General features: G+C 36.2%; 17 protein-coding genes. 13 read left to right on the top strand and 4 right to left on the bottom strand.

Annotation, left to right across the window (positions count from 1 at the left end; genetic code table 11):
* Nucleotides 1-61 precede the first annotated feature (61 nt).
* On the top strand, nucleotides 62-1,822 hold the full coding sequence (gene sppA / locus G508_RS0105740; protein ID WP_026704417.1) for a signal peptide peptidase SppA: 1,761 nt from the start codon (nucleotides 62-64) through the stop codon (nucleotides 1,820-1,822).
* Between the two features lie 91 nt (nucleotides 1,823-1,913).
* Nucleotides 1,914-4,487, top strand: a complete 2,574-nt coding sequence (locus G508_RS0105735; protein ID WP_026704416.1) for an AsmA-like C-terminal region-containing protein — start codon at nucleotides 1,914-1,916, stop codon at nucleotides 4,485-4,487.
* Nucleotides 4,488-4,541: 54 nt separating this feature from the next.
* Here G508_RS0105735 and G508_RS0105730 read toward each other — a convergent pair whose 3' ends face one another.
* The gene (locus tag G508_RS0105730; protein ID WP_026704415.1) at nucleotides 4,542-5,336 is read right to left on the bottom strand and encodes a DUF2797 domain-containing protein; all 795 of its coding nucleotides are present in this window, start codon (nucleotides 5,334-5,336) and stop codon (nucleotides 4,542-4,544) included.
* Nucleotides 5,337-5,480: 144 nt separating this feature from the next.
* Between G508_RS0105730 and G508_RS0105725 the strand changes: the two genes are divergently transcribed.
* On the top strand, nucleotides 5,481-7,010 hold the full coding sequence (locus G508_RS0105725; RefSeq protein WP_026704414.1) for a GH3 auxin-responsive promoter family protein: 1,530 nt from the start codon (nucleotides 5,481-5,483) through the stop codon (nucleotides 7,008-7,010).
* Nucleotides 7,011-7,085: 75 nt separating this feature from the next.
* Here the strand turns inward: G508_RS0105725 and fabD are convergent, their stop codons facing one another.
* The gene (gene fabD / locus G508_RS0105720; protein ID WP_026704413.1) at nucleotides 7,086-7,961 is read right to left on the bottom strand and encodes an ACP S-malonyltransferase; all 876 of its coding nucleotides are present in this window, start codon (nucleotides 7,959-7,961) and stop codon (nucleotides 7,086-7,088) included.
* Nucleotides 7,962-8,118: 157 nt separating this feature from the next.
* Here fabD and G508_RS18645 point away from each other — a divergent pair, with 157 nt between their 5' ends.
* Complete coding sequence (locus G508_RS18645) at nucleotides 8,119-9,753, top strand: hypothetical protein (RefSeq protein ID WP_035694333.1); 1,635 nt, start codon at nucleotides 8,119-8,121, stop codon at nucleotides 9,751-9,753.
* 55 nt (nucleotides 9,754-9,808) lie between these two features.
* Here G508_RS18645 and G508_RS0105710 read toward each other — a convergent pair whose 3' ends face one another.
* Nucleotides 9,809-11,095 carry a UDP-N-acetylmuramoyl-tripeptide--D-alanyl-D-alanine ligase gene (locus G508_RS0105710; RefSeq protein WP_026704412.1) on the bottom strand — a complete coding sequence of 429 codons (1,287 nt, stop codon included), beginning with the start codon at nucleotides 11,093-11,095 and terminating at the stop codon, nucleotides 9,809-9,811.
* Between the two features lie 68 nt (nucleotides 11,096-11,163).
* Nucleotides 11,164-12,825: a gliding motility lipoprotein GldJ gene (gene gldJ / locus G508_RS0105705; protein ID WP_026704411.1), complete on the bottom strand. Its 1,662-nt coding sequence runs from the start codon at nucleotides 12,823-12,825 to the stop codon at nucleotides 11,164-11,166.
* Between the two features lie 212 nt (nucleotides 12,826-13,037).
* On the opposite strand from gldJ, the gene porU reads away from it, so the two are divergent.
* From porU to G508_RS0105660, 9 genes are all read left to right on the top strand, one after another.
* Nucleotides 13,038-16,886, top strand: coding sequence for a type IX secretion system sortase PorU (gene porU, locus G508_RS0105700; protein WP_026704410.1), 3,849 nt, complete (start codon nucleotides 13,038-13,040; stop codon nucleotides 16,884-16,886).
* A 43-nt stretch (nucleotides 16,887-16,929) separates the two neighbouring features.
* On the top strand, nucleotides 16,930-18,126 hold the full coding sequence (gene porV / locus G508_RS0105695) for a type IX secretion system outer membrane channel protein PorV (RefSeq protein WP_026704409.1): 1,197 nt from the start codon (nucleotides 16,930-16,932) through the stop codon (nucleotides 18,124-18,126).
* Between the two features lie 87 nt (nucleotides 18,127-18,213).
* The gene (gene cdd, locus G508_RS0105690; RefSeq protein ID WP_026704408.1) at nucleotides 18,214-18,696 is read left to right on the top strand and encodes a cytidine deaminase; all 483 of its coding nucleotides are present in this window, start codon (nucleotides 18,214-18,216) and stop codon (nucleotides 18,694-18,696) included.
* 155 nt (nucleotides 18,697-18,851) lie between these two features.
* Nucleotides 18,852-19,850, top strand: a complete 999-nt coding sequence (gene pdhA, locus G508_RS0105685) for a pyruvate dehydrogenase (acetyl-transferring) E1 component subunit alpha (protein WP_026704407.1) — start codon at nucleotides 18,852-18,854, stop codon at nucleotides 19,848-19,850.
* 5 nt (nucleotides 19,851-19,855) lie between these two features.
* Nucleotides 19,856-21,514: a pyruvate dehydrogenase complex dihydrolipoamide acetyltransferase gene (locus G508_RS0105680; RefSeq protein ID WP_026704406.1), complete on the top strand. Its 1,659-nt coding sequence runs from the start codon at nucleotides 19,856-19,858 to the stop codon at nucleotides 21,512-21,514.
* Nucleotides 21,515-21,606: 92 nt separating this feature from the next.
* Nucleotides 21,607-22,593, top strand: coding sequence for a M28 family metallopeptidase (locus G508_RS0105675; RefSeq protein ID WP_026704405.1), 987 nt, complete (start codon nucleotides 21,607-21,609; stop codon nucleotides 22,591-22,593).
* Nucleotides 22,594-22,755: 162 nt separating this feature from the next.
* Nucleotides 22,756-23,433 (top strand): SDR family NAD(P)-dependent oxidoreductase, encoded by a 678-nt coding sequence (locus G508_RS0105670; RefSeq protein WP_026704404.1) that lies wholly within the window; start codon nucleotides 22,756-22,758, stop codon nucleotides 23,431-23,433.
* Between the two features lie 6 nt (nucleotides 23,434-23,439).
* Entirely contained in the window at nucleotides 23,440-24,039 is a 600-nt protein-coding gene (locus tag G508_RS0105665; protein WP_026704403.1) for a SprT-like domain-containing protein, read from the top strand.
* 103 nt (nucleotides 24,040-24,142) lie between these two features.
* Nucleotides 24,143-25,210 (top strand): mannose-1-phosphate guanylyltransferase, encoded by a 1,068-nt coding sequence (locus G508_RS0105660; protein WP_026704402.1) that lies wholly within the window; start codon nucleotides 24,143-24,145, stop codon nucleotides 25,208-25,210.
* Nucleotides 25,211-25,275 lie beyond the last annotated feature (65 nt).

Here is a 25,275-nt window from a genome sequence, read left to right as displayed (position 1 = left end):
AATCACTTTTTTGTGTAACATTTTTTGCTTTTTGTATACTAATCTCGAAAAGTAACTTCACATGAAATTTTTAGGAAATGTTTTGGCAACCATTGTCGGGTTGTTTGTATTTATAATGCTATTTTTCTTCGGAATAATTATTATCGGAGCTCTTTTTGGAGGCGATTCTGAAACAGTAACGGTCAAAAGTAATTCGGTTATTGAGCTTGATTTAGAAAATATATCAAATGATTATGCTGGAAAATACACCGATCCATTGATCAATTTATTTTCGGAAGGAAAAAATATCGGGATTTCGGATGTAATTGATGCAATTCATCAAGCAAAAGAAGATGATGATATCAAAGGAATTTCGATTCTTAATAACCATTTTACACCAGGAATGGCTCAAAGTAAAGCATTGAGAGATGCTTTGGAAGACTTTAAAAAATCAGGCAAGTTTGTTGTAGCTTATGCGGATTATTATACCCAAAAAGAATATTATATGAATTCTGTAGCCGATACGATTTATCTAAATCCGGTTGGTGCAATGGATTTCAAAGGTTTTTCATCAGAAATTATGTTCTTCAAGGATTTGCAGGAAAAATCGGGTGTGAAAATGGAAGTTATCCGTCATGGAAAGTATAAAAGTGCCGTTGAACCCTTTTTAGAAGATAAAATGAGTGAAGCTAATCGTGAACAGGTTTCAACGTTGTTAAACTCAGTTTGGAACTCGGTTGCAACCGATATTTCAAAATCAAGAAATATTTCGCTTGAACAATTGAATATAATTGCTGATGGACTTCTGGCCAGGACTCCAGAAATGGCAAAATCACAAAAACTGATTGATAAGATTGCATACGAAGATCAGTATCATGCTGGAATTCGCAAGGCTTTGAAAGTAGAAAAAGATGAAGACTACAACTCGGTTTCAATTGCTGATTATGCTTTCAAGAACATGACCACTGGAAAAAAATCGAGCTCGAAAGATAAAATTGCCATTATTTATGCTCAAGGCGAAATCACGGGCGGAGAAGGGGATGTAAATTACATTGGTGAAGGTTCAATGCGTCGTTCTTTGCAGGAAGCCCGAAAGGACAAAAATGTTAAAGCAATCGTGCTTAGAGTTGACAGTCCGGGAGGAAGTGCCTTGACTTCTGAGTTAATTTGGAGGGAAATTGAATTGACTAAAAAAGTAAAGCCAGTTGTGGTTTCGATGGGTAATGTTGCAGCTTCTGGCGGATATTATATCGCTTGCAATGCGAATACGATTTTTGCCGAAGAGAATACCATTACAGGTTCGATTGGAGTTTTTGGGATGTTACCAAATTTTACGACATTAACGAACCGAATCGGTATCAACGTAGAACAAGTGAGTACTCATAAAAATGCTGCAGAATATAGTCCCTTTGTCCCTTTGAGTGAAAACTTCAGAAAAGTGACACAAGAAGGTGTTGAAGAGGTTTATACAACGTTTGTACAACGTGTTGCTGCAGGAAGAAAAATGACGTTTGATCAAGTTGATGCCATTGCTCAAGGTCGTGTTTGGTCAGGTTCAGAGGCTGTGAAAATTGGTCTTGTGGATAAAATTGGAGGTTTGGATGCGGCTTTGAAAGAAGCTTCAATACTAGCAAAAATCAAGGATTACAAAACTGAGAATTTTCCAGAATATGAAAAAACATTTGGAGAAATGTTTGCTGGTTTCCCTTTTGCTAAGACAAAGGAAAGTTTGATCAAGGAAGAAATTGGGGAAGAAAACTACATGATTTTGGAAGAACTTAAAAATATGAAGCTGAAAAAAGGCATACAAACAAAGATGTCTTTCCAGATGAATATTAAATAAAAAAGAAAAAAGTTATATTTAAGCCAACTTATCTAAATTAATTAGATAAGTTGGCTTACTATTTGATAATTTTGCCTCTAAAAGATTTAATATGATAAAGAAAATTTTAAAAGGTTTAGCGATTTTTATTGTTGTACTATTGATCGCTTTGGTTTCGATTCCTTATTTGTTCAAGGACAAAATAAAGGAAATGATTGTGAAGGCCATCAATGAAAATGTTGATGCAACTGTCGCTTTCGAAGATGTTGACTTGAGTTTACTAAAAAGTTTTCCGCAGGCGAATGTTTCTATTGACAAATTGAGCATCATTAACAAAGCACCATTTGAAGGAGATACTTTGTTTTATTCGGGCGAAGTGAACTTGAAAATGTCTATCAAGGAACTTTTTAAAGGTGATGGCGAAGCGATGAATATCGAATCCTTTTCTTCTACAAATGGTGTCGTGAATATTCTATTTGATAAGAACGGTGTTGGTAATTTTGACATCGCAATTAAGGATGAAGAAGATAAACCCGATACTTCCGAAAGCAAACCATTTGCAATGAACATCCAAAATTATGAAATTGAAAATCTTCGTTTCAAATATTTCGATGACCGTTCAAAAATCAAGATGGTGATTGATAGCCTGAACCACACGGGAACTGGAAATTTTGCCGCTTCAAAACTTGATTTGGACACGAAAACTACGGCAAAAGTTTCGTTGGATATGGACAAAACCAATTATATGAACAATGTCGCTTTGACATTGGATGCGGTTTTGGGGATTGATTTAGAGAATAGCAAATATACATTTAAGGACAACAAAGCTCTAATCAACAAGCTTCCTTTAGAATTCGACGGATTTATCCAGCTTGTTGAAGCGGGTCAGGAATATGATTTAAAATTTAAAACGCCAACATCTAGCTTCCAGAATTTCTTGGGGTTGATTCCTTCTGCTTATTCGGGGAGTCTAGAAAATGTGAAAACAACAGGAGATTTCTCGATTGTAGGTTTTGCAAAAGGATTACAATCGGATACAACTATTCCGAAATTCAACTTGGCAATTGCTTCAAATAATGCTTCGTTTCAATATCCAGATTTACCAAAATCAGTGCAGAATATCGTGATTGATACTAAAATCATCAACGAAACAGGAATTCTGAATGATACCTACGTGAATCTTGACAAACTTTCTTTTAAAATTGATCAAGATGTTTTTGATGCTAAAGCAAATATCAGAAACATTACTGAAAATCCTTTGATTGATGCTGCTTTGAAAGGAACGATCAATTTGGCTAACATTTCAAAAGCTTATCCAATCAAATTAGAAACACCATTGACAGGAATTCTAAAAGCTGATATCAAGACCAATTTTGATATGAAATCAGTAGAAACCAATAATTATGATAAAATTTTGGCTTCTGGAAATGCTACCATTACAGGTTTCAAATATGTAGATGCCGATCGTAAAACCTATACGATTAATTCGGCTTCGGCCTTATTTAATAATCAGAAAATCAACCTGCAACAGTTGGATATGACAACTGGAAAAACGGATATTAAACTTAATGGTACGGTTGAGAATTTCTTAGGTTATGCTTTCAAAAACCAAGAGTTGAAAGGGAATTTCAATATGAATTCGAACCAACTTCTAGTTAGCGATTTTATGACGGAAACCGAAACAACTGTTAACAATAAAACGACAACTAAAGAAGAAATTAAGATTCCAAAATTGATCAATGTGACACTAAATGCTTCGGCAAATTCAGTTGTTTATGACAATTTGAATTTGAAAAATGTAACTGGAAAATTAGTGGTTAAAGACGAAAAAGTAGCGATTCAAAACCTTAAAACTTCTATTTTTGGTGGAGTTATTACGGCAACTGGTGATGTTTCTACTAAAGGGAAAGTTCCTGTTTTTAATATGGATTTAGGATTGAATACGGTAGATATTCAGCAAACATTCACCCAGTTGGAAATGCTGAAAAATATTGCTCCAATTGCTGGAATTATCAACGGAAAATTAAACTCTACCATCAAGCTTTCAGGAAATTTAGATCCTAAGGAAATGACGCCTGACTTGAAAACTTTAACTGGAGATTTGATAGGACAATTGCTTTCTACAACAGTAAATCCAAGCAACTCAAAGTTGTTGAGTGCCTTGAGTTCAAATGTGAAGTTTTTAGATTTGAAAAAGCTAAATCTAAATGATTTGAAAGCGGCTCTTTCTTTTGAAAATGGAAAAGTAAATGTGAAGCCATTCGATTTAAAATACCAAGATATCAAAGTGAATGTTGGAGGTTCTCATGGCTTTGACCAATCCATGAATTATAACTTGAAATTTGATGTTCCTGCAAAATATTTAGGAACAGAAGCTAATAAATTGATTGCTAAATTATCTCCAGCAGATGCAGCAAAACTAGAGAATGTGCCAATTAATGCGGTTCTTTCGGGTAATTTTAAAAGCCCAAAAGTTTCTACAGATATGCAAGCGGCAGTTACAAATTTAGCTAACCAATTGGTACAGCAACAAAAAGAAAAATTGGTCAATCAAGGAACAAAAGCCTTGGAAAATATCATCAACAATACTACTAAAAAAGATACCACTAAAACGCAAACGAAAAAAGAAGAAACCAAAGAAAAGGTTACGAATGCGATAAAAGATATCTTCGGAAAGAAGAAATAATAAAATTAGCACTAAGAGAAAAGCCTGTAATTTAAAACTACAGGCTTTTGCTTTTTATACATTTATCGAAACAATATAGCCTTCAGAACCTCGAATATTAAAGACAGTTCCATCCTCAAAAAGCAGGTATTGGCCTTTAATCCCCATCAATTTTCCAACATAGTTTGGTGTTTTGTCCAGGCTCAAGCTGTTTATTTTTTTCGGATAGGCTGCAACAGGATAATGCATTTCATATAAATCATTTTTATCCAAATGAAAATATTCCTGAACTTCTTGAGGAAGTAAACGCTCGATTTTTAATTTTTCTGCCAATAAATCGATGGAAACAATATCGTTTGTGAGCATTTTTCGCCAATTGGTTTTATCCGAAAAATGATTTTTCAACGCGACCTCCGTAATTCCAGCCAGATAACGATTTGGAACTTCTACAATCGCAATTGCTTGTTCAGCACCTTGGTCGATCCAGCGGGTTGGAACTTGAGTTTTTCGGGTAACGCCAACTTTCACTTCGCTTGAACTGGCCAAATACACTACGTGAGGTTGTAGTTGTACTCGGGTTTCATACTCCAAATCCCTATCGGCAATTCCCAAATGGGCCGTGCTCAGTTCAGGTCGCATGATCCAATCGCCAACAGCTGGACTGCTGTAAAAACAATCATAACAAAATCCTTGACGGAATATTTTTTTCTTCTTATTGCAATTTAAACATTGATACCCCTGGAATGTGATCTCAATTTCCTTGTGCAGTAATTGATTTACATTTAGGAAACTGTTTTCAAAAACTAGGTAATATTGAATGGGATTTCCAAACTCGGTTTGCATTTTTGCAAGAACGCCTTCGTATGTCATTTTTGATTGTAGGTTTCAGATTTTAGCAATAATCAAGTTATGTGCTATGATATTGCAATTTTTTGCTATTTTTGATGAAGTTGTAAAGTTACTAAATTGAATCAAATCCCAAATCTAAATTCTCTAAACCTAAATCTAAATTAAATGGCAATACCTATAATCAATTCGGTTGCTTCTTGGATCCTTAAAAAAAGGATTCATCAGATTGAATTGTTCCTGAAATATCCAAACGAAGTTCAGGAAGAATTGCTTTTAAATTTAATTCGAACAGCCGAAAGAACCTATATTGGAGAACAATATGGCTTTGATTCTTTAAAGTCCTATCAAGCTTTTACAGAAAGAGTTCCAATTTCTACCTATGAAGATCTCGAGCCTTTGATTGAGCAAACCCGAAAAGGCGAACAAAACATTTTTTGGCCAACTTCTATCAAATGGTTTGCAAAATCAAGCGGAACAACGAATGCAAAAAGCAAGTTTATTCCCGTTAGCAGCGAGGCATTGGAAAACTGCCATTATAAAGCGACAAAGGATCTACTTTCGCTTTATTTGAACAATAACGAAGACTCACAATTGTTTACAGGAAAGAGTTTGCGTCTTGGCGGAAGCAAGCAATTGTATGCCGACAACAATACTTTTTTTGGAGATTTATCGGCAATTTTGATCGAAAATATGCCCATGTGGGCCGAATTCAGCAGCACTCCAAGTAACAAGGTTTCCTTGATGAACGATTGGGAAACAAAACTAGGGGCGATTGTCAATGAAACGCGATATGAAAACGTCACGAGTCTTGCAGGAGTTCCTTCGTGGATGATGGTGTTGCTCAATAAAGTTTTGGAAGAAACCGGAAAAGAAAGCCTCTTGGAAGTTTGGCCAAATGCCGAAGTATATTTTCATGGAGGTGTAAGTTTTGATCCTTACAGGGAACAATACAAAAAGATTTTCCCGAGTTCCAGCTTTCAATATTATGAAATTTACAATGCCTCCGAAGGATTCTTCGCCATTCAAGATTTGAATAATTCGAATGATTTGTTACTGATGTTGGACTACGGTATTTTTTATGAATTTATTCCAATGGATGCCTATGGAACTACTGAACAAAGAGCGATCCGATTATCAGAGGTAGAACTCAATAAGAATTATGCCATCGTCATCACTACCAATTCTGGACTTTGGCGTTATCAAATTGGCGATACAGTTCGTTTCACTTCGCTAAATCCTTATCGAATTCGTGTTACTGGAAGAACCAAGCACCACATTAATGTCTTTGGGGAAGAGTTAATCATCGAAAACTCAGATAATGCTATTGCAAAAGCGTGTCAGGTCACTAATACAGAAGTAATTGATTATACGGTTGCACCTGTTTTTATGCAAGGAAAAGAAAAAGGAGCCCATGAATGGATCATCGAATTCAGAAGAAATCCTGATGATATACATCTCTTCAATAGAGTTTTAGACGAAACGCTTCAAATGCTAAATTCGGATTACGAAGCCAAACGTTACAATAATATGACCCTCAATCCTCCAGTGGTTAATGTCGCCCGATTCAATCTTTTTTACGATTGGCTCAAGCATCAGGATAAACTCGGAGGTCAAAACAAAATTCCAAGATTGTCCAACCAGCGAAATTATGTAGAACAGTTGCTGGAATTAAACGTAGGCGTTTCGGAAGTTTAATAGATTATTTAAGTATAAAAAAGTCCCAAATCATTATTGATTTGGGACTTTTTTTAAGTATAACAGAAAACCAAATTAAGCACTTGCAACTGCAACTTCTCTATCAATTTTTCCAACCAAGCCAATCAATACTTTTCCAGGGCCAACTTCTGTAAAAATACTAGCTCCATCTTTAATCATTTGCTGTACAGATTGTGTCCATCTTACGGGAGCTGTCAATTGGATGATTAAATTTTTCTTGATCTCTTCTGGATCCGAAACGGCACTTGCTGTTACGTTTTGATAAACAGGGCAAATTGGTGTAGAAAAAGTTGTAGCTTCTATCGCTGCCGCTAATTCTTCTCGGGCAGGCTCCATCATTGGAGAATGAAAAGCACCACCAACAGGCAATAACAAGGCTCTTTTTGCTCCAGCAGCTTTCATCGCTTCACATGCTTTTTCAACTGCCGATGTTTCGCCAGAAATTACCAACTGTCCAGGACAATTATAATTAGCCGCCACCACAATACCATCAATCGAGGCACAAACATCTTCCACCACGCTATCTTCTAACCCCAAAACCGCTGCCATTGTAGAAGGAGTGATTTCGCACGCTTTTTGCATCGCCAAAGCTCGCTGTGAAACCAGTTTCAGTCCGTCTTCAAATGATAAAGCACCATTAGCTACCAAAGCCGAAAATTCGCCTAATGAATGTCCAGCAACCATCTCGGGATTGAAATCATCACCCAGAGTTTTTGCCAATATTACCGAGTGCAAGAAAACTGCTGGTTGTGTAACCTTCGTTTCCTTCAACTCTTCAGCGGTTCCTTCAAACATAATATCGGTGATGCGGAAACCTAAAATCTCGTTTGCCTTTTCAAATAATTCTTTTGCCAACGGAGACTGTTCGTATAATTCTTTCCCCATTCCTGTAAATTGAGCTCCCTGACCTGGGAAAACGTATGCTTTCATATCTTTCTGTTTTAGGTTTGTAGTATTAAAACTTGACCACAAAAATAGCTTTTTTTTTAGAATCCTTATTTTGTAGTTTATTTTCCGCTAAGGCAAAAAAATAGGCTGTAACATTTTAGATAATTTCAGACTAATGAAGCAAATCAAAACACCAGTCATGAAAAAAATTACTTCGATTGTACTACTGCTTTTTATCGGTTTTTTGCTCTTCTATTTTGGCTTGCCCGTCTTGAATTTTGGCTTCATGAAATTGCCACTTTTCTTGTTGATTATCCTAATTGCAGGAATCATATTGTATACCAAGCTAAAAGTGGCTCCTGTCACGAGCAAAGTTACAATTTTGGCTAAGCCACATAAATTATTTTTTATATTAGCTACCGTTGTCATAGCCTATGTGACATTGGGACCGCTGTTGACAAGCTTACCAATGTTTCGTAGTCAAGCTTATAGAGAACTAATAGGGAAGGTAGAAGACGGACAAAATCTAAAAAATCACATCGCACCGATTTCGCTTGACAAGATTCGTGTAGTCGATGAAAGTTTGGCAATGCTTTTGGGCGAAAAAATCATCGGTTCTCAGCCTTCATTGGGTTCACAAACGGAAATTGGTGATTTTACGATTCAAAAAGTAAACAACGAACTCTACTGGGTAGCTCCATTGTTGCATACCGGTTTTTTCAAATGGTTCAGCAATTCTGAGGGAACTCCTGGATATGTGATGGTATCGGCAACCAATGAAAGGGATGTAAAATTGGTGCAAAACATCAACGGGAAGGCTTTGAAAATCAAATATCAGCCAGAAGCTTTTTTTGGTTCTAAAATTGAGCGACATGTCTATTTTAGTGGATATATGACTGCTGGTTTGGCCGATTATAATTTTGAAATCGATGATAAAGGTGAGCCGTTTTGGATCGTTACGAAGTATGCCAAGAAGATTGGTTTTGCAGGAAATGATGCAACGGGTGTCTTGACCATCAATGCTCAAACGGGTGAAATCAAGGAGTATAGCCTTAACGAAACACCACTTTGGGTCGATCGTATGCAGCCTATCAGTTTTATTGAAGATCAATTGAACGATTGGGGTGAATATGTACACGGCTACTGGAACTGGTCGAATGAGAACAAGTTGATGATTACCGAAGGATTGACTTTGGTGTATGGTGAGAATCACAAATCCTATTGGTACACAGGCCTTTCATCTGTAGGAAAAGAAGAATCTACAGTAGGTTTTGTTTTGGTAGATACAAGAACCAAAGAAGCGACCTATTATAAACAAAGTGGTGCGACTGAGTTTGCCGCTCAGAGTTCTGCCGAAGGTAAAGTGCAGGAGAAAGGCTATCATACTTCGTTGCCAATTCCATATATCATCAATAATATTCCAACCTATGTCATGACACTAAAAGATGATGGTGGCTTGGTGAAAATGTTTGCTATGGTTTCCATTGAGGATTATACGATTGTTGGAGTGGGGAACACGATGCGTGAAACGCTCATGGCCTATAAAAATGTCTACAATATGGCTGATAATGGCATCGATGCCGAAAGTGTGACACCAAAGAAAAGCGTTTCATCGGTAGTGACCAGAATTTCAAATGATGTCAAGAACGGCAATAGTTTCTATTATTTCATGGTGAAGGAGTACCCGAATGTGTTTGTTGGTTCATCCCAATTATCAAATGAATTGCCGGTTACTATCGTTGGTGACAGCGTTAAAATTTCCTATGATGTCGATATGGAAGAAGTGATCGACGTTTCAAGCTTCGATAATCTCAATATTACAAAGAAGGAATAAATTATAAAAAAGAATGCCGAGGATAGTCTTCGGCATTTTTAGTTTATAATGTTGCTCAAGGCAAAAATTCCAAGCTTCTTTCGAGTGCCATTCCCCTGGAACCTTTTATGAGTAGGGTAGCATTCTCTATTTTATGCTCCGTTAATTCTTTTGATAGGTCTTCAAAATTTTCAAAGAAATAGAAGTTTTCTTGTTGTGTTTTATTGGCATAAAAATCTTTTCCAATAAAATAAAATTGAGTGTTTTGGTCTTTTGAAGCAAGTTCAACAATGCTTTTATGTTCGGCAAGGCTTTCGTTTCCTAGCTCAAACATGTCGCCAAGGATGGCTATTTTTTTTGGAAGTTCCAACTGCATGAAATTCTCTAAAGCTACCGTCATGCTACTTGGGTTAGCGTTATAAGCATCCAAAATGATCTCGTTGCTGTTTTTTTTCAGCATTTGTGAACGGTTGTTTTCAGGGACATAATCTTCAATTGCTTCCTTGATGACATCGAGTTCCACTTTAAAATAAGTCCCGATTGTTACAGCTGCATTGATGTTGTTCGCATTGTAGATCCCAATTAGGTGAGATTTGATTTCGGTTCCCTGGGTCTTGATGGATACGAAAGGATCAGCTTTTACAGCATCGATGATTACATTGGTGTCGGCTGTTTTTTGTCCGAAAGTATAGCGTTCGATTCCATGTGTTTTTTCAACCTGAATGGCATCATCCAAGTTCACAAAAACGATTTTTTTATGTTGCGAAAGATAGGTATACATCTCGCTTTTTCCTTTGATGACACCTTCAAATCCACCGAAACCTTCCAAGTGAGCCTTGCCAAAATTGGTAATGTAGCCAAAATCAGGTTGGGCAATATTACACAGGAATTCGATTTCTTTTTGATGATTGGCACCCATTTCTACGATTCCGATCTCTGTATTAGAAGTAAAAGAGAGTAAGGTGAGTGGCACCCCAATATGGTTATTGAGGTTGCCAAGAGTTGCTTTTACATTATACTTTTTAGAAAGCACCACATTGATGAGTTCCTTTGTGGTGGTTTTTCCGTTGCTTCCTGTTAGGGCAATTATAGGTAATTTTAAATAATCGCGGTGGTATTTTGCGAGTTCTTGCAGTGTAGTCAAACTGTCTTCTACTAGAATAGTTTGTTCGCTGATGAAATAATCAGCATTGTCGATGATAACGTATGAAGCTCCTTTTTCTAAAGCTTCTTTTGCAAAAGTATTGGCGTCAAAGCGTTCGCCTTTTATTGCAACAAACATACTGTTGTTCTCAATCTTTCGGGTGTCTATTGAAACCGAATTGCATTTTAGGAAGAGGCTGTGGATGTCTTTGATTTCCATTTAAAATGAGTTTAAAAAATAAAAGCCCTAATGAAAGGGCTTTTATTACATGCTATATTTTGAAGAAATTAGTTTCTTGCTTTTTTCTTAGTAGATTTTGGTCCAACGCTTGACATTGCACATCTAAATCCGATGTAGTCAGTTGCCATATCTTGCGGGAAGTATCTTCTTTGTGCAGGATCCAACCAGTAAGCTCTGTCTCTCCAAGAACCACCTTTGTAAACTCTTACGTTGTCGTTTACTAAAGTTGTTCTTTTGTTAGATTTGTCATAAGCTCTAACCATGTTGTCCAAACTGTCTTTAGTTACGTTGTGAACTGGAGAGTCATACATTCTTTTAGATTCTTTTCCTTTATCTGAATCTTCTTCTGATCCAAAATCAAAATATCTAGTAGATTGTTTGTCACCATCTCTGTAGTTTCTGTTGTCACTTTGAGAGAAGTTTTGTCTTAAATAAGTTTCTTTCTCATCAATTGGCACCTGAGCAATTTGTCCAGGGAAGTTTTTAGCCATGATTCTACCGTTGCTTAAAGTGTCATAAGCAATGTTGTCAGAAGTTACTAATTCAACAGTTCCATCTTCTCCAATTTTGTTTTTGTAGAATACGTTACCTCTATAGTAGTTGAAATCATTAGCTTCATCATCAACGATAGGTCTGTAAACATCAGCAACCCATTCTGCAACGTTACCCGCCATGTCATACAATCCAAAATCATTTGGAGGATAAGATTTTACTATGTTAGTGATATCAGCACCGTCATCAGACCATCCTGCTAAACCACCGTAATCTCCTTTTCCTTGTTTAAAGTTGGCCAATTGATCACCTTTAACTTGTCTTTTACCATTTCTAGTATAAGAACCTTTCCAAGGATATTTCTTTTGTCCTTTATAAGAGTTGTATTCTCTATTTCCTACATCAGATGCAGCTGCATATTCCCATTCTGCTTCAGTTGGAAGTCTGTACTCAGGGCTAATTAATCCTGAACTTCTTGTTGCATAAAGGTTAACACTATCTTTAGATTTCCCTCTTTTTCCTTTTAGGACTACTTCTTCGTTTCCGCCAAACGCTTTTGTTGGAGCATTGATGTATGTTTCAGTACTGAAGCTTTCCTCAGCACTTACATCTTTAGTTTTAGCATCTTTTTTCAAGTAACCTTCTTTCTCTAATGTAGCCTCGTTTACACGATCAGTTCTCCATTTAGCAAATTCAGCAGCTTGAATCCAGTTTACACCTACAACTGGGTAGTATGCATAAGCTGGGTGACGAAGGTAGTTGTTGGTCATAGTTTCATTATAACCTAATCTACTTCTCCAAACCAATGTGTCTGGCAAAGCTCCTTCATAAATGTTTTTGTAGTTTTCGTCTGTTGGAGGGAAAACCGTTTTAACCCAATATAGGTATTCTGCATACATTGCATTGGTTACCTCTGTTTCATCCATGTAAAAGGATTGAACGTGTTGTTGATTTGGAGTATTGTTCCAATCGTGCATCACATCATCCTGTACTTTACCCATTGTAAACGTTCCACCTTCCACTAAAACTAAACCAGGAAGCGCTTGTTGCTTCTTGTATTTGGTGTTTAGCTGAAAACCACCTTTCTTGTCGTTGATTTTCCAGCCTGTCGCTGAGGACGCGTTTTTTGAGCTTGAGTTCTTGCTACAACTAGCAAAACCAAACACTAATGCTAAAGTTAGCATTAATTTAACAGCCATAATTTTGTTTACTTTCATACTTTCAGTAGGTAATAAATTTCGTGGCGCAATATAATAATTAACCCTTACACTGCAACACCTTTTTTTAAATAATAACAAAAATTAAATTATTTGTTTTCTGTTCGAAATTAGAACGTAAAATTAATTGAAATATTATTCTTTTACACAAACTAAATAAATTAATTTTACCGTATAGTAATAAAACAACCCATACCACGTTTTCAATTCTGATGAAAAGAGTACTTTTTTTTATTTTAGTCTTATGTTCTTTGCTTGCAAAAGGTCAAGTGAAGGGCGATGTTATAATCAATTGGAATGAAAACACTACTCTTTCATTCGGAACCTACCAATTAAGTACACCACAGTTTGAGGGTATGCACTTTCATTTTGATGAAGTAGAGAAAGCAATTTATTTCCGTTCTAATATTCCAGTTGGTACTACAATTGACGAAAAGTCTTTAGTGATTTCGAATGTGGTTTATGAAGCCATTCCAGAATCAAAGTTGGGTGATCTTTCAAGAAAAGCAATTTCTGCGAAGTTAACAGCGACAATTCATAATGTTACTGCAAGAGATTTGAAGTTTGCTAATTTTAAACTTTCTCCTATAGTAAAGGAAGGAACAGGTTATAAAAAAATAAAATCCTTTACCTATACCGTTGCGAATGGTACTGAGGTGTCGTTTTCAAAGAGGGGTTTTGATGAAATCTCAAATTCTGTCTTGGCCTCTGGTAGCTGGTACCGTTTTTATGTAGAAAAATCAGGAGTTTATAGAATTTCAAAATCGTTTCTGCAACAGCTGGGAGTGCAAATGAATGGATTGAATCCGAGAAGCATCAAGATTTATGGAAATGGAGGCAGGATGGTTCCGCTTGGAAATGCTGTCGATTACCCATCGGATTTGGAGGAAAACGCCATTCAGGTTGTGGGCGAAGAAGATCAGGTTTTCAATGATCAGGATTATATTCTTTTTTATGCAGAAGGAGTTGATAATTGGAGTCAGGAAAATTTTTCGCACAACAATTTATACGAAAACAAGTCCTATTATTATATTAATGTAGAAGGAGCTTTTGGAAAAAGGATCAGCCCGATGCCAACCATTACGTCAAATGCAACGCCAATTAACATTTTTGATGACTATCAGTTTCATGAATTGGATTTGGTAAACATTGGAAGATTGGGAAGACGATGGTTTGGCGAAGAATTTAGCTTTGTAAATCAGAGAAGTTATGAATTTGAATTTCCAAATATTGTCGCTTCTGAACCGATCAATCTAACATTTGCAGCTGCTGTGGATGCATTAAATGCGACCTCATTTAGTATCAAGGCAAATGGAGTTGAAGCTGGTTCTTTAAATATTGGAGCAGTTGGTCCCGGAGGTTTTGACGGTTTTTATAGAGATGGGCAAATAAATTTTACTGCAAATGCTTCGGCAGATGTAACAATAGATGTTGAATTCAATAATGGTGGTGTTCCAAGTTCAAAAGGATATTTTGATTTTTTGATTTTAAAAGCAAAAAGAAATCTTCACGGCTATGGAAAGCAATTCAGGTTTCAATATGATGCAGCGGCAACAATGACGGGATTCGGTGAGTTTCAATTCTCAACTGCAACTACAATTGGTCAGGTTTGGGATATAACTGATATTTATAATGTGTCATCGGTGCAAAATGATAATCAGAATTCATTTTCTTTCAAGGCAAGTTTGGGTGAGGTTCGAAAATATATAGCAGTCGACAAGCAAGATTATTATACTCCTCTAAAAGAATCCAGATCAAAGGTTGTCAATCAGAATATTAAAGGTACGATTTTTAAAAATGCTCAAGGCCAATTTCAAGATGTTGATTATATAATTGTAACACCTGCTTTTTTGAATGCTTCGGCAGAAAAATTGGCTAATTTTCATAGAAGTTATTCGGCTCTAAATGTTAAAGTAGTGCATCTGGAAAATATCTACCACGAATTTTCTTCTGGAAAACAAGATATCGGGGCTATCCGAAACTTGGTTAAATATGTTTATAAAAATGCTTCTTCGGATAATAAAAGAGTAAAATATCTGAATCTTTTTGGTGATACATCATTCGATTTCAAGGATAGAATTCAAAATAATAATAACATTGTTCCTATTTATCATGCCTTGTTTGGGGGTTCTGAAGGAGGAAGTTCATTTTGTTCCGATGATTTTTTTGTTTTAATGGATGATAATGAAGGTGGAAATGTTAACGGAACAGGACTCGATGTTGCTGTAGGAAGAATGATTGTGAGTACGGTCCAAGAAGCGGATGAAATGGTGAATAAGGTAATAGAATATCATGCTTTAGAGTCCTATGGAAATTGGCGAAACAATACGGTGTTTATTGCAGACGATCCAGATCCAGTTCGAACTGGGGATAATCAGCTTCAATATTATCAAAATGTTGTTGCCGATAAAATTGTAGAAGAAAAACCTTTTATAAATGCCAAGAAAATTTATATAGACTCTTATGAGCAAGAATCGGCTGCAGGAGGTGATCGTTATCCTAAAGCTCGAAAAGAGATATTTGAAGCCTTCGAAAAAGGAGCTTTGATGTTCAATTATCTTGGACATGGCGGAGAAGATGGATTGGCAGTTGAAAGAATATGGGAAAAAGCCGATGGTGAAAACTTGAACAATCGATTTAAATATCCAGTTTTCATCACCTTGACCTGCACTTATTCTAGATTTGACAATCCCTTGCGAAAAGCCGGTGGTGAATTCATGTATTTGAACCCAAGTGGCGGTGCGATTTCAATGTTAACAACGGTTCGTTCTATTGGTCAAATTGAGGCTCAAGAATTCAATCCAGTATTGTCTAAATATTTATTTTCGTATGGTTCAAATCAATATGTTTCTATTGGTGAAGCACTTCGATTAGCCAAGAATGAGATGTCTACCAGGGTAGTGGTGTGTATTGGGGATCCAGCAATAATGATGGCTATTCCTAGGCCTAAAGTTGTGTTGACTCAAGTTAATGATATGCCAATTACAGGTCCAGTAGATGATTTGAAAGCATTAGGATTTGTTAAATTGGCTGGTCAAGTTGTTGATGAAAACAATAATTTGCTTTCAAATTATAATGGAGAACTTGCTGTGAATATTTTTGATAAGAATGTCAATAAAAATACTTTAAGGAATGATAATTTTGATGCTGTTGTGAGTGTAAGTCCAACTGTTACCGGTCCCACAATGCCTTTTGTAGCTTTGGGCGAAACTATTTTTAGAGGAAATGCATCGGTAGCAAATGGTCAATTCGAATTCGGTTTTGTGGTTCCAAGGGATATTCGTGTGCCAGTAGATAATGGCAGAGTGAGTTTTTATGCCAAGAAAACAGGATTTTTTGAAAATCAGACAGGTTATAACAATGATATAAAAGTTGGTGGTATAAATGAAAATGCCGCTGCTGATAATATCGCCCCAAGAGCAAAACTGTACATGAATGACGAAAGTTTTGTTTCGGGTGGAATTACAAATGAGTCACCGATATTTTTAGCCTTTTTGGAAGATGAAAACGGACTCAACACTGCCAGCGGAATCGGGCATGATATGATAGCGATTTTAGATGGTGATGAAAACAATCCCTATATCTTGAATGATTATTACGAAACCGAATTGGATGATTATACGAAAGGCAAAATCAAATTTCCTTTTCGTAATCTAGAAAAAGGGTTGCATACTATTACGTTTAAAGGTTGGGATGTGTATAATAATTTGGTTACAGCCGAGATCCAGTTTATTGTTGTGGGTGATGAAACATTAACGCTAACCAATGTGCTTAATTATCCGAATCCATTCGTGAGTTATACCCAATTTTGGTTCACGCACAACAGGCCTTTCGAACCATTAGATGTGCAGGTTCAAGTCATGACGGTTACAGGAAAAGTGGTGTGGACAAGAAACCAAATCGTAAATACCGAAGGATTTTTATCACGTGAGATAACGTGGGATGGAAAAGATGACTTTGGCGACAAAATAGGGAAAGGGGTTTATATTTATAAACTTACCGTGAAATCAAGCCTTACCAACAAAAAGACAGAAAAGTACGAGAAACTTGTTATACTTTAATAAAATACTATATTTGTTTAATTATATTTTTTAAAAATTCAGAATGAAAAAGATTTCAATAGTAATAATTTGTTTGTTCTTAGCACAATTTATACAAGCACAAGAAAATGCTAACCCAATAACTACTGGTGTTCCCTTTTTGATGGTTGCTGCAGATGCGAGAGCTGCTGGAATGGCGGATCAAGGAGTTGCTACCTCTACCGATGCCTATTCACAACAATGGAATCCAGCAAAATATGCATTCTCCCTTGATAAACAAGGTTTTGCAATAAGCTATACGCCTTATTTAACGGGCCTGGTAAACGATATTTCGCTAGGTCAAGTAAATTATTTCAATAGAATTAACGAAAAAAGCGCCTTTGCGGGAAGTTTGAGATTTTTTGGTTTCGGCGATATCGAATTGAGACAAACGGATGATCCTGCTGAACCTGTAAATGTTGTTAGTCCTAATGAATTTGCATTAGATGGATCGTATGCTTTGAAATTGAGTGAGCGTTTTTCCATGTCAGTTGCTGGAAGATACATTCGTTCTGCACTAAGGGTAGCAACAGAAAATACAGATGCTTCCCCAGCTAGTTCATTTGCAGTAGACGTTGCGGCATTTTATCAATCAGAAGAGATTGCTTATGATGATTTTAACGGAAGATGGAGAGCGGGTTTCAACTTGCAAAACCTTGGTCCAAAAATTAGTTACGACGATGATCAATTTAGCTCCAATTTTCTGCCAGCTAACATGAGAATTGGTACTGGTTTCGATTTTATTTTTGACGATTATAATAAGGTTGCAGTAAATATTGAACTTGCAAAATTATTAGTTCCAACACCTCAATATCCAAATTATGTAGATTTAGATGGTGATGGTGAAATAGAGGATGCTGAAGTAGTTGCTGCTGAAACTAAAGTTAGAGAAGATTACAGAAGAACAGGTTGGGTAGAAGGAATTTTTAAATCATTTGGGGATGCACCAGATGGTTTTAGTGAAGAACTAAAAGAATTCACCTATTCAGTTGGTGCAGAATATTTATACCAGGATTCATTTGCTTTGAGAGCGGGTTATTTTAATGAAAGCCCATTAAAAGGAGCCAGAAAATTTTTCTCGCTTGGAGCAGGTTTCAAATATAACGTAGTGAAAATTGATGTTTCCTATTTGTTCTCAGCATCAAAAGTGAGAAATCCGTTAGAAAACACATTGAGATTTTCGCTTAGTTTCGCTTTTGGAGATCAATACGACGAATACTAGCATTTAAAATAAAATTTATAAAAAATCCAAATTTCAGATGAATGAGATTTGGATTTTTTTTCCCCTAAAAAGAAATAAAATTTATAAATGAAAGAGATTAATATTACCACAACATTTTCGGTATTTGATAGTTTGAATGAACTTCCGGGAAACATCCAGAAATTGATGGAAAGAGCGGTTGAAATTCGTAAGAAAGCCTATGCACCTTATTCTAAATTTAGAGTAGGAGCGGCAATTCTTTTAGATAACGGAAAAATTGTTCTAGGTTCTAATCAAGAAAATGCAGCCTATCCATCTGGACTTTGTGCAGAACGTGTGGCTATTTTTCAAGCAGGGGCCATTTATCCGGATGTAAAAATACTCCAAATAGCAATTTCTGCAACTGCCGATAAAAAGTCAGTTACTTCGCCAATTCCTCCTTGTGGAGCATGCAGGCAAGCAATTGCTGAATATGAGTTTAAACAAGAATATCCAATCGAAATTTATTTTATGGGAGAAAGTGGTGCAATTTATAAGTCGGATTCTTTGAAAAACTTACTTCCTTTTATGTTTGATAAAAACTTCTTGTAAAAAAACTATAAAATGATGTTTTAAATTTTACTTCTTACTCGGAATGTCTTATTTTTGCTCCCGACACTTCGGGACGAAATTTGTGTGAGGAAACTATCTTGCGAAGTAATCGATTAAATACATTCACAAGCAACATTAGCAAAAGGAAAATTCAGATGAAAGAAATTACAAAAGAGGTTTATTTAAAGTGGTATGAAGATATGCTACTTTGGAGAAAGTTTGAAGACAAACTAGCAGCACTTTACATACAACAAAAAGTAAGAGGATTTCTTCACTTATACAATGGTCAGGAAGCAGTTTTGGCGGGTGCTTTACACGCTATGGACTTGTCTAAAGATAAAATGATTACTGCTTATAGAAATCACGTTCAGCCAATTGGTATGGGTGTTGATCCTAAAAAAGTAATGGCAGAGTTACTAGGAAAAGTAACAGGAACATCCAAAGGTATGGGAGGATCGATGCATATCTTTTCTAAAGAACACGGTTTTTATGGTGGTCACGGAATCGTAGGGGCTCAAATTCCTGTTGGTGCCGGTATCGCTTTCGCAGATAAATATTTTGAAACTGGTGGTGTAACAATGACCTATTTTGGTGATGGTGCAGCACGTCAAGGTTCTTTGCACGAAGCTTTCAATATGGCGATGCTTTGGAAACTTCCAGTAGTATTCATCGTTGAAAACAACGGTTATGCAATGGGAACTTCTGTAGAAAGAACTGCAAATCACACTGATATTTGGAAACTTGGTTTAGGATATGAAATGCCTTGTGGACCAGTTGACGGAATGAATCCTGTAAAAGTTGCAGAAGCAATGCATGAAGCAATTGAAAGAGCACGTCGTGGAGACGGACCAACTTTCCTTGAAATGAAAACATACCGTTACAGGGGACACTCAATGTCGGATGCTCAATTATACAGAACAAAAGAAGAGGTTGAGGAGTACAAAAAAATTGACCCGATTACGCAAGTTTTGGATGTAATCAAAGACCAAAAATTTGCTACAGACGAAGAAATTGAAGCAATTGACGAAAGAGTAAAAGATTTAGTAGAAGAATGTGCAACATTCGCCGAAGAATCTGCTTTCCCAGAGGTACAGCAACTTTATGATGTAGTATACGAACAAGAAAATTATCCTTTCATCCCACATAAATTATAATCAATATGGCAACAGTAATCACAATGCCTCGCTTGAGCGATACAATGACGGAAGGAACTGTAGCTACTTGGCTTAAAAAAGTAGGAGATAAAATCAGCGAAGGCGATATTCTCGCTGAAATTGAAACCGATAAAGCTACAATGGAATTTGAATCTTTCAATTCTGGGACTTTATTGCATATTGGAATCCAGGAAGGAGATTCTGCACCAGTAGATTCGCTTTTGGCAATTATAGGAAAAGAAGGTGAAGATATTTCTGATTTATTAAACGGAAAATCGGCTCCAGCGGAAGCAAAATCGGAAGAGAAAACAGAAGCTCCAAAAGCAGAAGAAAAAACTACTGAAGAAAAACCAGCAACTGAAACTAAAGAAGCTCCAGCTACTTTACCAAAGGGAGTTATAGTGGTAACAATGCCTCGTTTGAGCGATACCATGACAGACGGAACAGTTGCAACTTGGTTGAAAAAAGTAGGTGATAAAGTAAGCGAAGGCGATATTTTGGCTGAAATTGAAACGGACAAAGCAACAATGGAGTTTGAATCTTTTAACGCTGGAACTTTATTGTTCATTGGTGTTGAAGAAGGTCAGACTGCTCCAGTTGACAGCGTTTTGGCAATCATTGGTCCAGAAGGAACGGATGTTACAGGCGTTGCAGAAAATTATAAAAAAGGTGGTGCTTCGGCTTCAGCTGCTTCAAAAGAAGAAAAAACAGAAACTGCCGAAGAGAAATCTGAAGAAAAAACAGTTGAAGTTGCAAATAACGACGGAAAAAGAATTTTTGCTTCGCCTTTGGCTAAAAAAATTGCCGAAGAAAAAGGAATCAATCTTTCTCAAGTTAAAGGTTCTGGTGAGAATGGCCGTATCGTGAAAAGCGATGTTGAAAACTTCAAGCCACAAGCTGCTGCTCCAGCAACAGCTGAAACTTCTGCAAAAGCAGAAACAGCTCAGGCAGCTCCAGTAAAACCATTTGTTCCTGCTGGTGAAGCTTTCGCTGAAGAAATCAAAAATTCTCAAATGCGTAAAACCATTGCGAGAAGATTGTCGGAGTCGAAATTCACAGCACCACATTATTACCTTACAATTGAGGTGACAATGGATGATGCAATGCAGTCTAGAAACGTAATCAATTCATTGCCTGATACAAAAGTTTCATTCAATGACTTGGTGATCAAGGCAAGTGCAATGGCATTGAAAAAACATCCAAAAGTAAATTCACAATGGAAAGAAGATGTAACAATCATCAACCACCACGTGAATATTGGTGTGGCTGTTGCTGTTGAAGATGGTTTGGTTGTTCCTGTATTGAAATTTACGGACCAGATGAGCTTGACTCAAATTGGTGCAAGTGTGAAAGATTTGGCAGGAAGAGCAAAAAGCAAAAAGTTACAACCAGCCGAAATGGATGGAAGTACATTTACAGTTTCGAACCTTGGAATGTTTGGTATAGTTGAATTTACTTCAATCATTAACCAGCCAAATTCTGCCATTCTTTCTGTTGGTGCAATCGTTGAAAAACCAGTTGTGAAAAACGGACAAATTGTTGTTGGGAACACGATGACATTGACTTTGGCTTGTGATCACAGAACGGTTGATGGTGCTACAGGAGCTCAGTTCTTGCAGACTTTGAAACAATATTTAGAAAATCCAGTTACAATGTTGGCTTAATTAAGCTTACAAATTATAGATAAAAACCCGTCTCGTTCATACAATGAGACGGGTTTTTTTGTTTATTTTAGCAGATACAAAACAAAACTGAAATGAGAAAATTACTTTATTTAATTCCGCTTTTTATTTTTGGTTGCAAAACCACCACAAAGGTTACTGATGTTGCAACTACTTCCAATGAAGTTGTAAAATCAGCCTCATCGTTTAATTATAGAGTAGATGAGAAAAGTGTGGCTCAAACCTTAAAGACTTTGACTTCTGATGATTTTGAGGGAAGAGAGGCTGGAACAGCTGGAACCAATAAAGCAGGTGCTTTTTTAGAGCAGCTTTTGGTGGAATATCAAGTGAAACCCTATTTTCAAAGCTTTCGCGATACATTGTCTAATTTCAAGAATACCACTTTTAACGTTGTAGGGTATATTGAAGGAAATGATCCGGTTTTGAAAAATGAGTTTATCGTTTTAGGAGCTCATTATGATCATATTGGGATTTCTAAAGATGGTGGAATCAATGGCGATAAAATTAATAATGGTGCAAATGATGATGCTTCGGGAGTTACCGCTGTCGCAGAAATTGCTAAGTATTTTGGTAAAAATAAAACCAATAAAAGAAGTATTCTGGTAGTGTTTTTTACAGCCGAAGAAGTTGGTTTGTTAGGTTCTGTTCATTTGGCAGAAAAATTGAAGAAGAGGAAATTTAATTTGTATTCAATGCTCAATTTTGAGATGATTGGTGTGCCGATGAGGGCGGATTATACGGCTTACATCACTGGTTTTAGCAGGTCGAATATGGCAACAAAAATAAATGAATATGCAGGAAAGAAACTGGTTGGCTATTTGCCGATGGAGTTTCAATATCAGCTGTTTATGCGATCGGATAATTATCCTTTTTTCCAAGAATTTAGTGTTCCGTGTCAGACAGTTTGTACGTTTGATTTTGAGAATTATCCTTATTATCATCATGTTGATGATGAGTTTGAGTTGATGGATACCAAACACATGACGAGCTTTATTCAGGATGTTTTGCCAGTTGTCGAAAAAATGGCAAATAGTACAACAAAAGAAATAGTGTTGAAATAATCAAGGTGTAAAAAAGGTCTAAAGATTTTAAATTAGCCCCGACTGGAGGGAAAAACCTTTTTTTTCTTTTTTTTAGAAAAAAAGTTTTGGAAGGAAGGCGGGAATATGGATTAATAGAAGCCTAAAGTGATGCTCCTTAAACTTCGGGATAAAAATATAAGAATGAAAAATATAATTATTACAGGAACGAGTAGGGGAATTGGGTATGAGTTGGCTTTGAAGTTTGCAAATGAAGGGTATCAGGTTTTGGCACTTTCGCGAAAAACACCTCAAGTTTTAATTGATCATGCAAATATAACTTGCCTTTCGGTGGATTTATCTGAAATGGAAGATTATAAAAAAGTAGCCGATTTTTTAATTAACACTTGGAAAAACGTTGATGCAATTGTTCATAATGCAGGAGCTTTGGTCTTGAAACCTTTTTCAGAAACTACGGTTGATGATTTTGAAAAAGTATATCGGGTAAACGTGTTTGGGGTTGCGGCATTAACGCAAATTTGTTTGCCTTATTTGGAAAAAGGAAGTCATGTAGTGACGATTAGTTCGATGGGAGGCATTCAGGGAAGTATGAAATTTGCGGGACTTTCGGCTTATAGTTCGAGCAAAGGAGCTGTGATTACTTTGTCAGAATTATTATCCGAAGAATATAAAGATAAGGGAATTGCCTTCAATGTTTTGGCCTTGGGATCGGTTCAAACTGAAATGCTTGCAGAAGCTTTTCCAGGATATGAAGCTCCACTTTCGGCAGAAGAAATGGCGGATTATATTTATGATTTTACGTTGACTGGAAATCGATTTTATAATGGAAAGGTGTTACAGGTTTCTTCTTCAACGCCTTAAAAATATATGAACGAAACGTTAGCCAAATATATACCCGAACACGCTGTTAAGCCTGTCTTTGATTTAATTGTTGTGAATCAGGTCCATTTGAAAATTGTAAACGAACGTGTGACACGACATGGCGATTATAGAAAAGGACCTACTGGAAAACACGAAATCACGGTGAATGCGAGTTTAAATAAATATAAATTCCTGATTACTTTGGTTCATGAAATTGCCCATTTGGTCGCTTTCGAGAAATTTGGCAGGAATATAAAACCCCACGGCCCAGAATGGAAATATTCGTTTCAGCGGTTGATGGTTCCTTTTATAAGGCCTGAAATTTTTCCTTCGCAATTGTTACCCCTTTTAGCAAGACATTTTAAAAATCCAACGGCAAGTAGCGATACAGATGCTAAATTGGCTTTAGCTTTAAAATATTTTGACAAAGAAAACGACAAGAATTTTATTTTTGAAATTCCCATTGGAAGTATTTTCAGAATTCATAATGGGAAAATTTTTAAAAAAGGAAGTTTGAGAGTAAAACGATATGAATGCAAAGAAGTTAGCTCAGGAAGGGTGTATTTATTTAATCCTAATGCAGAAGTAGAATTATTGCCGAATTAATTTAATGGTAATTTTGATAGTTTTATTGATAATTACTTAAGGTGGTGTGACTGAAAATACATACATTTGAATTACTTGAATAAGTCCATTTGAAAAAATAGAGATGAATAAAAATTATTATGCAATATTAATGGCTGGAGGAGTTGGTTCTCGTTTTTGGCCGGTAAGTACAACAGAATTTCCGAAACAATTTCACGATATGTTAGGATGTGGCGAAACTCTCATTCAAAAGACTTTCAGTAGATTGGCTAAATTAATTCCGGCAGAAAACATTCTTATTCTCACAAATGAAAGATATAATGATCTTGTTTTAAGTCAATTGCCGATGGTAAAACAAGAACAAGTTTTGTTAGAACCAGCCATGCGAAATACAGCACCTTGTATTTTATATGCTTCTTTGAAAATTCAAAAACAAAATCCCGATGCTCTCGTAGTTGTCGCTCCAAGTGATCATTGGATTGAAGATGAAAATGCATTTATTGAGGATTTGCAAACTTCTTTTGATTTCTGTTCAAGTGAAAATGCTTTGATGACGCTGGGAATTCAACCGACTTTCCCTAATACTGGCTTTGGCTATATTGAATACAATAAATCCGATATAAATCAGGTAAAAAAAGTAAGTCAATTTAGAGAAAAACCAGATTATGAAACAGCAAAGTCTTTTTTGGATAGCGGTAATTTTCTATGGAATGGAGGAATTTTTATCTGGAGTATTAAATCGGTTTTAGAGGCTTTTGAAAAATTCCAACCGCAGATGTTGGCTTTGTTTTCCGAAGGTTTGTCAATTTATAATACTGAGTTTGAGGCTGATTTTATCAACAAAAATTACGGTCTAGCCGAAAATATTTCGATTGACTATGCAGTGATGGAAAGTGCCAACAATGTTTTTGTACTACCTGCAACTTTTGATTGGAACGATCTCGGGACTTGGGGTTCGCTTCACGAAAAACTCGGTAAAGATTCAAATAATAATGCGGTTGTAAATGCTGTTGTTTACATGGAAAATGCTTCAAACAATATTATTAGGACTGATGCTTCAAAATTGATTATTGTAGATGGTTTAAATGATTATATTATTGTGGATAAGGACGATGTTTTATTGATTTATCCAAAAGATAAAGAGCAAGAAATAAAGGCAATTGTTTCCAAAATTGAAGCTGATAAAAAGTAAATTATAATCTTTTTCTTTCGTGATTAGGTTTTTGTATTATTGATTTTCATATCTTTAAAGTCAAA

The sequence above is a fragment of the Flavobacterium soli DSM 19725 genome, assembly GCF_000422705.1.
GTDB lineage: Bacteria > Bacteroidota > Bacteroidia > Flavobacteriales > Flavobacteriaceae > Flavobacterium > Flavobacterium soli.
This window is presented reverse-complemented; position numbering and strand designations above follow the sequence as displayed.

Coding starts and splice junctions, on each gene's coding strand:
- sppA (WP_026704417.1), top strand. CDS start 62: ATGAAATTTTTAGGAAATGTTTTGGCAACCATTGTCGGGTTGTTTGTA.
- G508_RS0105735 (WP_026704416.1), top strand. CDS start 1,914: ATGATAAAGAAAATTTTAAAAGGTTTAGCGATTTTTATTGTTGTACTA.
- G508_RS0105730 (WP_026704415.1), bottom strand. CDS start 5,336: ATGACATACGAAGGCGTTCTTGCAAAAATGCAAACCGAGTTTGGAAAT.
- G508_RS0105725 (WP_026704414.1), top strand. CDS start 5,481: ATGGCAATACCTATAATCAATTCGGTTGCTTCTTGGATCCTTAAAAAA.
- fabD (WP_026704413.1), bottom strand. CDS start 7,961: ATGAAAGCATACGTTTTCCCAGGTCAGGGAGCTCAATTTACAGGAATG.
- G508_RS18645 (WP_035694333.1), top strand. CDS start 8,119: ATGAAAAAAATTACTTCGATTGTACTACTGCTTTTTATCGGTTTTTTG.
- G508_RS0105710 (WP_026704412.1), bottom strand. CDS start 11,095: ATGGAAATCAAAGACATCCACAGCCTCTTCCTAAAATGCAATTCGGTT.
- gldJ (WP_026704411.1), bottom strand. CDS start 12,825: ATGAAAGTAAACAAAATTATGGCTGTTAAATTAATGCTAACTTTAGCA.
- porU (WP_026704410.1), top strand. CDS start 13,038: ATGAAAAGAGTACTTTTTTTTATTTTAGTCTTATGTTCTTTGCTTGCA.
- porV (WP_026704409.1), top strand. CDS start 16,930: ATGAAAAAGATTTCAATAGTAATAATTTGTTTGTTCTTAGCACAATTT.
- cdd (WP_026704408.1), top strand. CDS start 18,214: ATGAAAGAGATTAATATTACCACAACATTTTCGGTATTTGATAGTTTG.
- pdhA (WP_026704407.1), top strand. CDS start 18,852: ATGAAAGAAATTACAAAAGAGGTTTATTTAAAGTGGTATGAAGATATG.
- G508_RS0105680 (WP_026704406.1), top strand. CDS start 19,856: ATGGCAACAGTAATCACAATGCCTCGCTTGAGCGATACAATGACGGAA.
- G508_RS0105675 (WP_026704405.1), top strand. CDS start 21,607: ATGAGAAAATTACTTTATTTAATTCCGCTTTTTATTTTTGGTTGCAAA.
- G508_RS0105670 (WP_026704404.1), top strand. CDS start 22,756: ATGAAAAATATAATTATTACAGGAACGAGTAGGGGAATTGGGTATGAG.
- G508_RS0105665 (WP_026704403.1), top strand. CDS start 23,440: ATGAACGAAACGTTAGCCAAATATATACCCGAACACGCTGTTAAGCCT.
- G508_RS0105660 (WP_026704402.1), top strand. CDS start 24,143: ATGAATAAAAATTATTATGCAATATTAATGGCTGGAGGAGTTGGTTCT.